The organism is Pseudomonas nitroreducens NBRC 12694 (genome assembly GCF_002091755.1).
Lineage (GTDB): Bacteria > Pseudomonadota > Gammaproteobacteria > Pseudomonadales > Pseudomonadaceae > Pseudomonas > Pseudomonas nitroreducens.
This window is the reverse complement of the sequence record NZ_BDAI01000011.1, coordinates 14062-26741: the sequence shown is the minus strand read 5'-3', so window position 1 is coordinate 26741 and position 12680 is coordinate 14062. Positions and strand designations below refer to the sequence as shown.

The window sequence follows — 12680 nt, the reverse complement described above, 5'->3', positions numbered from 1 at the left end:
GTTCGCGCCATTCGTGTATGATGTGCGCCCTTTTCGTTGACCGACAGCTACGAGAACGCCCCCATGCAGCTTTCCTCCCTTACCGCGGTTTCCCCCGTTGACGGCCGTTACGGCAGCAAAACCAGCGCCCTGCGTCCGATCTTCAGCGAATACGGCCTGATCCGTTTCCGCGTCCTGGTGGAGGTCCGCTGGTTGCAGCGTCTCGCCGCCCATGCCGGCATCCCTGAAGTAGCGCCCTTCTCCGCCGAAGCCAACGCCGTGCTGAACCAACTGGCCGACGACTTCCAGCTGGAGCACGCACAGCGCATCAAGGACATCGAGCGCACCACCAACCACGACGTCAAGGCCGTGGAATACCTGCTCAAGGAGCAGGCGGCCAAACTGCCGGAACTGGCCAAGGTCAGCGAGTTCATCCACTTCGCCTGCACCTCCGAGGACATCAACAACCTGTCCCACGCCCTGATGCTGCGCGAAGGCCGCGACACCGTGCTGCTGCCGCTGATGCGCCAGATCGCCGACTCCATCCGTGAGCTGGCGGTAAAATTCGCCGACGTGCCGATGCTCTCGCGCACCCACGGCCAGCCGGCCTCCCCGACCACCCTGGGCAAGGAACTGGCCAACGTCGTGTACCGTTTGGAGCGCCAGATCAAGCAGGTGGCTTCGGTCGAGCTGCTGGGCAAGATCAACGGCGCCGTGGGCAACTACAACGCCCACCTGTCCGCCTATCCGCAGGTCGACTGGGAAGCCAACGCCCGCGAATTCATCGAGGGCGACCTGGGCCTGAACTGGAACCCCTACACCACCCAGATCGAGCCGCACGACTACATCGCCGAGCTGTTCGATGCCATCGCGCGTTTCAACACCATCCTCATCGACTTCGACCGCGACGTCTGGGGCTACATCTCCCTGGGCTACTTCAAGCAGAAGACCGTCGCCGGCGAGATCGGCTCCTCGACCATGCCGCACAAGGTCAACCCGATCGATTTCGAGAACTCCGAAGGCAACCTGGGCATCGCCAACGCGCTGTTCCAGCACCTGGCCAGCAAGCTGCCGATCTCCCGCTGGCAGCGCGACCTCACCGACTCCACCGTGCTGCGCAACCTGGGCGTCGGTTTCGCCCACAGCGTCATCGCCTACGAAGCCAGCCTGAAAGGCATCGGCAAGCTGGAGCTAAACGCCGCGCGTATCGCCGAAGACCTGGACGCCTGCTGGGAAGTCCTGGCCGAGCCGGTGCAGACCGTCATGCGCCGCTACGGCATCGAGAACCCCTACGAGAAGCTCAAGGAGCTGACCCGCGGCAAAGGCATCAGCGCCGAGGCCCTGCAGGTCTTCATCGAAGGTCTCGACATGCCGGCCGAAGCCAAGGCCGAGCTGAAGAAACTGACCCCCGCGAACTACATCGGTAACGCTGCCGCCCAGGCCAAGCGCATCTGAGATTCGCCCCGACTTTGCACGCCCGGCTGTGCCGGGCGTTTTTGTTTCAAGGACTTAGACATGAATCCTGCTATTCCTCTTCAGCTTTTGGGCGGCATCAGCGCCGAAGAATTCCTCCGCGACTACTGGCAGAAGAAACCCCTGCTGGTGCGCCAGGCCATCCCGGATTTCAAGAGCCCGCTCGACCCTGACGAACTGGCCGGCCTCGCCCTGGAAGAGATGATCGAGTCGCGCATCGTCGTCGAGCACGGCGACAGCCCCTGGGAACTGCGCCGCGGCCCGTTCCAGGAAGACACCTTCAGCCAGATGCCCGAGCGCGACTGGACCCTGCTGGTGCAGGCTGTCGACCAGTTCATCCCGGAGGTCGCGGAGCTGCTGGAACACTTCAAGTTCCTGCCCAGCTGGCGCATCGACGACGTGATGATCAGCTACGCCGCACCGGGCGGCGGTGTCGGCCCGCACTTCGACAATTACGACGTGTTCCTGCTGCAGGGCCACGGCCACCGCCGCTGGAAAGTCGGCCAGACCTGCGATGCCAGCAGCCCGATGCTGCCGCACGCCGACCTGCGCATCCTCGCCGAATTCGAAGAGAGCGCCGAGTGGGTCCTGGAGCCCGGCGACATGCTCTACCTGCCGCCGCGCATAGCCCACTACGGCATCGCCGAAGACGACTGCATGACCTATTCGGTCGGCTTCCGCGCCCCCAGCGCCGCCGAAGTGCTGACCCACTTCACCGACTTCCTCGCCCAGTTCCTTTCCGACGAAGAGCGTTACAGCGACGCCGGCATGGCCGCGATGAAAGGTGATTTCGACCAGCACCAGATCCAGCGCGACGCCCTCGACCGCCTGAAGAACCTGCTGCAGGAACACATGAGCGACGAGCGCCTGCTGCTCACCTGGTTCGGCCAGTTCATGACCGAACCGCGCTACCCGGAACTGGTGGCCGGCGAGGAGATCGAGGAAGCCGACCTGACCGCCGCCATCGAAGACGGCGAGGTCCTGATTCGCAACCCCAGCGCCCGCATGGCCTGGAGCGAAGTGGACGTCGGCCTGCTGCTGTTCGCCAGCGGCCAGACCGTGGTGCTTCCGGAAAAACTGCGCGACCTGCTCAAGCTGGTGTGCTCGGCGGAATCGCTGCATGAAGGGAATCTCGGCCAATGGCTGGCCGACGACGATGGGCGTAAGCTCATCGGAGAACTGATCAAACAGGGCAGTCTGGAGTTTGCCGATGAGTAGCAAGATCAGGGTTCGCGTCGCGGACTGGCAGAAGGATAATGCCGATCTGCGGCGCATTCGCGAGGCGGTGTTCATCGCCGAGCAATCGGTCCCGCCGGAACTCGAATGGGACGCCGAGGATGTCGAAGCCGTGCACTTCCTGGCCTTCGAAGGCGACTACGCCATCGGTACCGCCCGCCTCCTGCCGGACGGGCATATCGGCCGGGTGTCGGTCCTCAAGGACTGGCGCGGACTTAAGGTCGGCGACCTGCTGATGCGCGCCGCCATCGAACAGGCGGAAAGTCAGGGCCTGCAGCGCCAGTTGCTGACGGCACAGGTCTACGCCATTCCCTTCTACGAACGGCTAGGCTTCCAGGTAGCCAGCGGCGAATTCCTCGACGCCGGCCTCCCCCACGTGGACATGGTGCGCGAGAGCGCGTGAGCACCAACCAGGCAAGCGCCTGAAAGTAAAGGAGCGACATGGAAAACGCCCCGGACCAAGACGACCTCCCGGTAGAGTTGCCGGACATCGAGTTTCAGTCACCGGGGCGTTTTGCCGTCCACAACCCGCCCAGCGAAGCGCTGCCGCCCATCGCCCTGGAGCCGGCACCCTTTCGCCTCGGCGAAGGCGATCAGTTGCATCGCTTCAGCAAGCCGGATGCCGCCCGCGCCCACGCCCTGGCGCTGATCCAGCAGGCGCGCCGCACGCTCTATCTCTACACCCCTGACCTGGAGCCCTGGCTGTATCACCACAGCAGCATCCAGGAAGCGTGCACGCAACTGCTGCTGGGCAATCCGCGCAACCGTCTGATGATCCTGGTGCGCGACAGCACCCGCGCAGTGAAGGAAGGCCATCGCCTGCTCAACCTCAGCCGCCGCCTGTCCAGCTACTGCCAGATCCGCCGGATCAATCCCGACTACCCGAGCGAGGAGCACGCCTTCCTCCTCGCCGACAATTGCGGCCTGCTGCTGCGCCCGGAACCAGGCGAGTACGCCGGTTACGCGCACTACAACAACAGCGGTCGCGTCCGCCAATTGATCGCGCAATTCGAACAGACCTGGAACACCAGCGTCCTCGACCCGAACCTGCGGAGTTTCCTGATTTGAGCCTACGCCCACTTGCCCTGATGCTTGCCTGCGCCTTCAGCCTTAGCGCCATCGCGGCGCCGCGCACCGAAATCATCCCGCTCAACTACCGCACCGCCGAAGACGTGCTGCCGGTGGCACAGCAGGTATTGGGCAACGAAGGCCGGGTCACCGCCTACGGCAACCAACTGGTCGTGAATGCCGAACTGGCGAAGATTCGCGAACTGCAGCAGGTGCTCGAACAGCTGGATACCCGCCCGCACCAACTGCTGATCAGCCTCGACACGGTCGACGGCAGCCAGGGCAGCCAGAGCGGCTACTCGGTGAACGGATCGGTCAGCGCCGGCAATGTGGAGATCCAGTCCGGCCGCGGCGAAGTGAACGGCCGTGACCAGGTGCGTATCATCAACCGCTCCACCAGCAGCCGCGGCGGTGGCACCCAGCAGGTCCGGGCCACCGAAGGCTCACCCGCCTTCATCCAGATCGGCCAGAGCCAGCCGGTGACCAACGCCGGTGTCGGTCCCTACGGCCAGGTCTATAGCCAGACCGAGTACCGCGACGCCAACCAGGGCATGTACGTGACAGCCAGCCTCTCCGGGAACCTCGTGCACATTACCCTGAGCACCCGCAACGACCGCTTCAACGGCAATTATCAGGGATCGATGAACACCAGCGCGGCCGACACCCGCGTCAGCGGCCCAATCGGGCAGTGGATCGAGATCGGCGGCGTCAGCGAAAGTAACCAGAGCACCCAGGGCGGCTATACCCGCCAGTACAGCACCCAGGGGCGCAGCGACAGCAGCCTGCGGGTAAAGGTCGAAGTGCTCGACTAATCCTTCCGTAGGTGACTTGCCGGTCCTCGTTAGACCTTCGTGTAGTAGCCCAAAAAAAACACTACAAAACGTTTGACGAACGCTCGTTTGAAAGGGCATGATGGCCTCGCTCCCGCTAACCAGAGGGCCTCAAAGCCCTTCGGACCAAGCCAGTGGCCCATCCGCCATGCAGGTCCGTGTTGTTAAGCCCACAAGGCGGATCGACGAGGTTGCGACTGGCAAGAGGTTGTCCTGAGGGACGGGGAAGCAAGCCTAAGCAACAGCACGAAGTGACGGATTCAGCCGTCCACCATCGCCCAACGGCTGCCACGAGCCGGCAAGCGATTCTGGATGTCACCGCTGCAGTCACGAGTCTGTACGCCGCGCCACCCCATTCCTCCAGTGTCATTCCTTCTTTCGGTCGCCCCTTCGCCCTCCCGCGGCGAGCAACCCGCAGTCAATTCCGTTTCGATACAGGTTTTGAGTGGGTAAGTCGGTGCTCAACCAAACATATACTTTGAAGGATTGACCATGTCCGCATATCAAAACGACATCAAAGCCGTTGCCGCTCTGAAAGAGAAAGCCGGTAACAGCTGGAGCGCTATCAACCCCGAGTCGGTTGCCCGTATGCGCGCTCAGAACCGCTTCAAGACTGGTCTGGACATCGCCAAGTACACTGCGGCCATCATGCGCAAGGACATGGCCGAGTATGACGCCGACAACTCCGTCTACACCCAGTCCCTGGGCTGCTGGCACGGCTTCATCGGTCAGCAGAAGCTGATCTCGATCAAGAAGCACCTGAAGACCACCAACAAGCGCTACCTCTACCTGTCCGGCTGGATGGTTGCCGCGCTGCGTTCCGACTTCGGCCCGCTGCCCGACCAGTCCATGCACGAAAAAACCGCCGTCTCCGGCCTGATCGAAGAGCTGTACACCTTCCTGCGCCAGGCTGACGCCCGTGAGCTGGACCTGCTCTTCACCGCCCTGGACAGCGCCCGCGCCGCCGGCGACAAAGCCAAGCAGGACGAAATCCAGGCCCAGATCGACGGCTACGAAACCCACGTCGTACCGATCATCGCCGACATCGACGCCGGCTTCGGCAACCCGGAAGCCACCTACCTGCTGGCCAAGAAAATGATCGAAGCGGGTGCCTGCTGCATCCAGATCGAGAACCAGGTTTCCGACGAGAAGCAGTGCGGCCACCAGGACGGCAAAGTGACCGTTCCGCACGAAGACTTCCTCGCCAAGATCAACGCTGTTCGCTACGCATTCCTCGAACTGGGTGTTGACGACGGCGTGATCGTTGCCCGTACCGACTCCCTGGGCGCCGGCCTGACCAAGCAGATCGCCGTGACCAAAGAGCCGGGCGACCTGGGCGACCAGTACAACTCCTTCCTGGATTGCGAAGAAGTTTCCGCTGCCGAACTGCAGAACGGCGACGTGGTGATCAACCGCGGCGGCAAACTGCTGCGTCCGAAGCGCCTGGCTTCCAACCTGTTCCAGTTCCGCAAGGGCACCGGCGAAGACCGCTGCGTCCTCGACTGCATCACCTCGCTGCAGAACGGCGCTGACCTGCTGTGGATCGAAACCGAGAAGCCGCACGTTGGCCAGATCAAGGGCATGGTTGACCGCATCCGCCAAGTCATCCCGAACGCCAAGCTGGTGTACAACAACAGCCCGTCGTTCAACTGGACCCTGAACTTCCGCCAGCAGGTCTTCGACGCGTTCGTTGCCGAAGGCAAGGACGTTTCCGCCTACGACCGCGCCAAGCTGATGAGCGTCGAGTACGACGAGACCGAGCTGGCCCAGGTTGCTGACGAGAAGATCCGCACCTTCCAGCGCGATGGCTCCGCCCACGCCGGCATCTTCCACCACCTGATCACCCTGCCGACCTACCACACCGCCGCTCTGTCGACCGACAACCTGGCCAAAGGCTACTTCGCCGACCAGGGCATGCTGGCCTACGTGAAAGGCGTTCAGCGTCAGGAACTGCGTCAGGGCATCGCCTGCGTCAAGCACCAGAACATGGCCGGCTCGGACATCGGCGACAACCACAAAGAGTACTTCGCTGGCGAAGCCGCTCTGAAAGCCTCGGGTAAAGACAACACCATGAACCAGTTCCACTAAGAACTGGCTCACCGGCCCTTCGGGGCCGGGAGGCACCGCAAAACCCCGGCCCAGGCCGGGGTTTTGCTTTTTACGCTTGGCCGAACCGCCAGCCCCCACTTCCTGCCCGCCAAGGGCAGATCGGCATCCACGTGCCAGCCTCGGGCTTCCTTTGTATGAATGGAAACATCCATGCCCCAGCGCAACCGCCTCGCACTCGCCGCTCATCTCATCCAGCGCCTGCCGCACCAACTTCACGAATCGCTGCTCAGTCGCCTGTTCTGCTCCCAGGTACGCTTCGCCGGCACCGCGGGCATACGCATCCAGAAGCTCTCCAGCGATGAGGTACGGATGAGCCTGGCCAACCACCGCCGCGCCCGCAACCACATCGGCGGCGTACATGCTGCGGCCATGGCGCTACTGGCCGAATCCGCCAGCGGCTGCCTGGTCGGCATGAATCTGCCCGATCACAAGCTGCCGCTGATCAAGACCCTCAAGGTGGATTACCTGCGCCGAGCCCGTGGCAGCCTGCGCGCTATCGCCACACTGGCTCCTGAGCAGCGTCGTGCAATGCTGGAGCAAGACAAGGGGGAAGCACTGATCCAGGTGACGCTCCTGGACGACTCCGGTGCAGAGCCGGTGCGCTGCGAGATGCACTGGGCGTGGGTTCGGAAGGGAAATTGAACCACCCCGAATGAGGGGCGCCCAGGGGAATTGCAGGGGGATAATTGAATGCCGAAGATTGAGCGAAATAAAAGCGTCGCCGCTTATATGTAGTAAAGTTACGGATATACGACACAGCAAATGATAATACTTATCATTTGCGGATTGGCAATTTATTGCGGCCAAATACCTCGAAAGTACTATTCGACCAAAGCCCAAGTGCCGCCACACTAAGCGCCCAGAGCCCCGCAAACAGGGCGCTACGGGAAATGCAAAAGGCTTTTGCCCGAATTAGAAGCATCTGTTTGTGTTGGAAAAATTTACTTGCTGAAGGCTTTGGGCATAAAATTGGAAAGATGACCTGAACCCTTAGCTCACTATCCTTGAGTTGTCGGGTTCGCAGTAGTCAGGCGTTGCGCCTGGAACCCAAGACAATCGTTATTTGTAGGAAGGAGTATCGGCATGCCCAATCCAGCTGAACTTGCAGCTCAACACTGGGGACTCGCCGCCTTCCTTTTAGGAGTGCTGGGCCTGCTCGGCTTCATGCTAGGGGTTTCCAGCCTGCTTGGCAGTAAGGCATTTGGTCGCAGCAAGAACGAGCCGTTCGAATCCGGCATCGTCCCCACCGGCAGCGCCCGCCTGCGTCTGTCGGCAAAATTCTATCTGGTCGCGATGCTCTTCGTGATCTTCGACGTCGAAGCCCTCTTCCTTTTCGCCTGGTCAGTGTCCGTCCGTGAAAGCGGCTGGGCCGGTCTGATCGAGGCAACCATTTTCATAGCAATTCTGTTGGCAGGTCTTGTCTACCTGTGGCGTATCGGCGCGCTCGATTGGGCGCCGGCGGCACGCCGCGCACGGCAGGCGAAGCTAAAACAATGAGGCTTTGGCGATGCAATACAAACTTACCCGGATCGATCCGGATGCGCCCAATGATCAATACCCGATCGGCCAGCGCGAAACGGTAGAAGACCCGCTCATCGAAGGGCAGGTCCACAAGAACATCTTCATGGGCAAGCTCGAGGATGTTCTCAACGGTGCGGTGAACTGGGGTCGCAAGAACTCCCTGTGGCCGTACAACTTCGGGCTGTCCTGCTGCTACGTGGAGATGACCACGGCGTTCACCGCGCCGCACGACATCGCCCGTTTCGGCGCCGAAGTGATCCGTGCATCGCCGCGCCAGGCTGACTTCATGGTCATCGCCGGCACCTGCTTCATCAAGATGGCTCCGGTCATCCAGCGCCTGTACGAGCAGATGCTGGAACCCAAGTGGGTGATCTCGATGGGGTCGTGCGCCAACTCCGGCGGCATGTACGACATCTACTCGGTCGTTCAGGGGGTCGACAAGTTCCTCCCCGTGGACGTGTACATCCCCGGCTGCCCGCCCCGTCCGGAGGCGTTCCTGGAAGGCCTGATGCTGCTGCAGGAATCCATCGGCCAGGAGCGTCGTCCGTTGTCCTGGGTTGTAGGCGATCAAGGCGTCTATCGCGCTGACATGCCTGCCCAGAAGGATCTCAAGCGCGAACAGCGCATTGCGGTCACCAACCTGCGCAGCCCCGACGAAGTGTGATCCGGCCCTCCACGAGAGGCCCGTTTTCACTCCACCGTTGACCGAGTGACTTAAAGACTATGAATGCAGACTCCGCTCTGTACATCCCGCCTTACAAGGCAGACGACCAAGACATCGTCGTCGAACTGAATTCCCGCTTTGGCGCCGAGGCCTTCACCGTCCAGGCCACCCGCACCGGCATGCCGGTGCTCTGGGTCGCCCGTGAGCGCCTGATCGACGTCCTCACCTTCCTGCGCAATGTGCCCAAGCCGTACGTCATGCTCTATGACCTGCACGGTGTGGACGAGCGCCTGCGCACCCACCGTCGCGGCCTGCCGGGCGCCGATTTCAGCGTGTTCTACCACCTGATGTCGCTCGAGCGTAACAGTGACGTGATGATCAAGGTGGCCTTGTCCGAAGGCGACCTGAACCTGCCCACCGCCACCCGTATCTGGCCGAACGCCAACTGGTACGAGCGTGAGGTCTGGGACATGTACGGGATCACCTTCACCGGTCACCCGCACCTGACCCGCATGCTGATGCCGCCGACCTGGGAAGGTCACCCGCTGCGCAAGGACTACCCGGCGCGCGCCACCGAGTTCGATCCCTACGCGCTGTCCGCCGCCAAGCAGGACCTCGAGCAGGAAGCCCTGCGCTTCAAGCCCGAAGACTGGGGCATGAAGCGTCACGGCGAGAACGAGGACTTCATGTTCCTCAACCTCGGCCCGAACCACCCGTCCGCGCACGGTGCGTTCCGCATCATCCTGCAACTGGATGGTGAAGAGATCCTCGATTGCGTTCCGGAGATCGGCTACCACCACCGTGGCGCCGAGAAGATGGCCGAGCGCCAGTCCTGGCACAGCTTCATTCCGTACACCGACCGTATCGACTACCTCGGCGGCGTGATGAACAACCTGCCGTACGTGCTCTCGGTCGAGAAGCTCGCCGGCATCAAGGTGCCGCAGCGCGTCGACGTCATCCGCATCATGATGTCGGAGTTCTTCCGCATCCTGAACCACCTCCTCTATCTGGGTACCTACATCCAGGACGTGGGTGCGATGACCCCGGTGTTCTTCACCTTCACCGACCGCCAGCGCGCCTACAAGGTCGTCGAAGCCATCACCGGCTTCCGCCTGCACCCGGCCTGGTACCGCATCGGCGGCGTCGCCCACGACCTGCCGCGCGGCTGGGACAAACTGGTCCGCGAATTCCTCGACTGGATGCCCAAGCGCCTGGACGAGTACGAAACCGCCGCCCTGAAGAACAGCATCCTGCGTGGCCGTACCATCGGCGTTGCCCAGTACAACACCAAGGAAGCGTTGGAATGGGGCACCACCGGCGCCGGCCTGCGCGCCACCGGCTGCGATTTCGACCTGCGCAAGGCCCGCCCCTACTCCGGCTACGAGAACTTCGAGTTCGAAGTGCCGCTGGCGGCCAACGGTGACGCCTACGACCGCTGCATGGTCAAGATGGGCGAGATGCGCCAGAGCCTGCGCATCATCGAGCAGTGCCTGAAGAACATGCCCGAAGGCCCGTACAAAGCCGACCACCCGCTGACCACGCCGCCGCCCAAAGAGCGCACGCTGCAGCACATCGAGACCCTGATCACCCACTTCCTGCAGGTTTCCTGGGGCCCGGTCATGCCGGCCAACGAAGCCTTCCAGATGGTGGAAGCGACCAAGGGCATCAACAGCTACTACCTGACGAGCGATGGCAGCACCATGAGCTACCGGACCCGCATCCGGACGCCCAGCTTCGCGCACCTGCAGCAGATTCCGTCGGTGATCAACGGCAGCATGATCGCTGACCTGATCGCCTATCTGGGCAGTATCGACTTCGTTATGGCCGACGTGGACCGCTGATCATGAGTACCCTTATCCAGACTGATCGTTTCGAACTCAGCGAAACCGAGCGCTCGGCCATCGAGCACGAGATGCATCACTACGAGGACTCCCGCGCGGCGTCCATCGAAGCCCTGAAGATCGTCCAGAAGCAGCGCGGCTGGGTGCCGGACGGCGCCATTCCGGCCATCGCCGACATCCTCGGCATCCCGGACAGCGACGTCGAAGGCGTCGCTACCTTCTATAGCCAGATCTTCCGCCAGCCGGTCGGCCGCCACATCATCCGCGTCTGCGACAGCATGGTCTGCTACATCGGCGGCCACGAGTCCGTCGTTGGCGAAATCCAGAAGCAGCTGGGCATCGGCCTCGGCCAGACCACCGCCGACGGCCGCTTCACCCTGCTGCCGGTGTGCTGCCTGGGCAACTGCGACAAGGCCCCGGCGATGATGATCGACGACGACACCTTCGGCGACCTGCGTCCCGACGGCGTCGCCAAACTGCTGGAGGCCTACGCATGAGTCGCCTCACCTCCTACGGCACGCCCAATCGCACCGCGCGCGCGGCCGAAACCCATCCGCTGACCTGGCGCCTGCGTGACGACGGCGCCCCGGTCTGGCTGGAGGAGTACCAGTCGAAGAATGGCTATGCCGCCGCGCGCAAGGCGCTGGCCGAGATGGCCACCGACGACATCGTCCAGACCGTCAAGGACTCCGGCCTGAAAGGCCGCGGCGGTGCGGGCTTCCCCACCGGCGTGAAGTGGGGCCTGATGCCCAAGGATGAATCCCTCAACATCCGCTACCTGCTGTGCAACGCGGACGAGATGGAACCCAACACCTGGAAAGACCGCATGCTCATGGAGCAGCTGCCGCACCTGCTGGTGGAAGGCATGCTGATCTCCGCGCGCGCCCTCAAGGCCTACCGCGGCTACATCTTCCTGCGCGGCGAGTACGTCGACGCGGCCCGTAACCTGAACCGCGCCATCGAGGAAGCCAAGGCCGCCGGCCTCTTGGGCAAGAACATCCTCGGCAGCGGTTTCGATTTCGAGCTGTTCGTCCACACCGGCGCCGGCCGCTACATCTGTGGCGAAGAGACCGCGCTGATCAACTCGCTGGAAGGCCGCCGCGCCAACCCGCGCTCCAAGCCGCCCTTCCCCGCCGCCGTTGGCGTCTGGGGCAAGCCGACCTGCGTGAACAACGTCGAGACCCTGTGCAACGTGCCGGCGATCGTCGAGCACGGCGTCGACTGGTACAAGGGCCTCGCCCGTCCGGGCAGCGAAGACATGGGCACCAAGCTCATGGGCTTCTCCGGCAAGGTGAAGAACCCCGGCATCTGGGAACTGCCCTTTGGCCTTCCGGCCCGCGAGCTGTTCGAGGACTACGCCGGCGGCATGCGCGATGGCTACAAGCTCAAGGCCTGGCAGCCGGGCGGCGCCGGTACCGGCTTCCTCCTGCCGGAACACCTGGACGCGCTGTTCTACGCCGGCGGCGTCGCCAAGGTTGGCACCCGTATGGGTACCGGTCTGGCCATGGCGGTGGACGACAGCGTCAACATGGTGTCCCTGCTGCGCAACATGGAAGAGTTCTTCGCCCGCGAATCCTGCGGCTGGTGCACGCCGTGCCGCGACGGCCTGCCGTGGAGCGTGAAGGTGCTGCGCGCACTGGAGAAAGGCGAAGGCGCCCAGGGCGACCTGGAAACCCTCGAGCAGCTCGTCAACTTCCTCGGCCCCGGCAAGACCTTCTGTGCCCACGCACCGGGTGCCGTCGAGCCGCTGGGCAGCGCACTGAAGTATTTCCGTCCCGAGTTCGAAGCGGGCATTTCCCGCCAGGCTCAGGCCGTACAAGCACCGCGGACCGTCGGCGCTTGATGCTTTGATCGCCGGGCGCTGCGCCCGGCGTTGTTTCGTTGCAGTGCCGCGGTGTGCCGCCGGCCCGATGAAACCGTGATTTCTATTAGCCACGCCCGCTGACAACGGGCCAACGA

Annotated in this window: 12 protein-coding genes; all 12 read left to right on the top strand. The window is 63.0% G+C overall.

Features of this window, described 5'->3' with window-relative positions; all coding sequences use genetic code 11:
- Positions 1–63 precede the first annotated feature (63 nt).
- The 12 genes from purB to nuoF all read left to right on the top strand — a co-directional run bounded on the left by purB (position 64) and on the right by nuoF (position 12564).
- Positions 64–1434, top strand: a complete 1371-nt coding sequence (purB, locus tag PNI01S_RS22380) for an adenylosuccinate lyase (RefSeq protein ID WP_084359195.1) — start codon at positions 64–66, stop codon at positions 1432–1434.
- Between the two features lie 60 nt (positions 1435–1494).
- Positions 1495–2670, top strand: a complete 1176-nt coding sequence (locus tag PNI01S_RS22375) for a ribosomal protein uL16 3-hydroxylase (RefSeq protein ID WP_037012450.1) — start codon at positions 1495–1497, stop codon at positions 2668–2670.
- Positions 2663–3091 carry a GNAT family N-acetyltransferase gene (locus PNI01S_RS22370; protein ID WP_017517103.1) on the top strand — a complete coding sequence of 143 codons (429 nt, stop codon included), beginning with the start codon at positions 2663–2665 and terminating at the stop codon, positions 3089–3091. The genes PNI01S_RS22375 and PNI01S_RS22370 overlap by 8 nt, the downstream gene beginning before the upstream one ends.
- Positions 3092–3129: 38 nt before the next feature.
- The gene (locus PNI01S_RS22365) at positions 3130–3756 is read left to right on the top strand and encodes a DUF7931 domain-containing protein (protein WP_065085191.1); all 627 of its coding nucleotides are present in this window, start codon (positions 3130–3132) and stop codon (positions 3754–3756) included.
- A 20-nt stretch (positions 3757–3776) separates the two neighbouring features.
- Positions 3777–4568 carry a secretin N-terminal domain-containing protein gene (locus PNI01S_RS22360; RefSeq protein WP_083196162.1) on the top strand — a complete coding sequence of 264 codons (792 nt, stop codon included), beginning with the start codon at positions 3777–3779 and terminating at the stop codon, positions 4566–4568.
- 510 nt (positions 4569–5078) lie between these two features.
- Positions 5079–6674, top strand: a complete 1596-nt coding sequence (locus tag PNI01S_RS22355) for an isocitrate lyase (protein WP_024765130.1) — start codon at positions 5079–5081, stop codon at positions 6672–6674.
- A 171-nt stretch (positions 6675–6845) separates the two neighbouring features.
- Complete coding sequence (locus tag PNI01S_RS22350; protein ID WP_024765129.1) at positions 6846–7337, top strand: DUF4442 domain-containing protein; 492 nt, start codon at positions 6846–6848, stop codon at positions 7335–7337.
- 441 nt (positions 7338–7778) lie between these two features.
- Positions 7779–8192, top strand: coding sequence for an NADH-quinone oxidoreductase subunit A (ndhC, locus tag PNI01S_RS22345; protein WP_015477476.1), 414 nt, complete (start codon positions 7779–7781; stop codon positions 8190–8192).
- Between the two features lie 10 nt (positions 8193–8202).
- Complete coding sequence (locus PNI01S_RS22340; protein ID WP_084359192.1) at positions 8203–8880, top strand: NuoB/complex I 20 kDa subunit family protein; 678 nt, start codon at positions 8203–8205, stop codon at positions 8878–8880.
- A gap of 59 nt (positions 8881–8939) precedes the next feature.
- Complete coding sequence (nuoC, locus tag PNI01S_RS22335; RefSeq protein ID WP_084359190.1) at positions 8940–10721, top strand: NADH-quinone oxidoreductase subunit C/D; 1782 nt, start codon at positions 8940–8942, stop codon at positions 10719–10721.
- Entirely contained in the window at positions 10718–11218 is a 501-nt protein-coding gene (nuoE, locus tag PNI01S_RS22330) for an NADH-quinone oxidoreductase subunit NuoE (protein ID WP_169887231.1), read from the top strand. Before nuoC ends, nuoE begins: the two co-directional genes overlap by 4 nt.
- Positions 11215–12564 (top strand): NADH-quinone oxidoreductase subunit NuoF, encoded by a 1350-nt coding sequence (gene nuoF / locus PNI01S_RS22325; RefSeq protein WP_084359188.1) that lies wholly within the window; start codon positions 11215–11217, stop codon positions 12562–12564. Before nuoE ends, nuoF begins: the two co-directional genes overlap by 4 nt.
- Positions 12565–12680 lie beyond the last annotated feature (116 nt).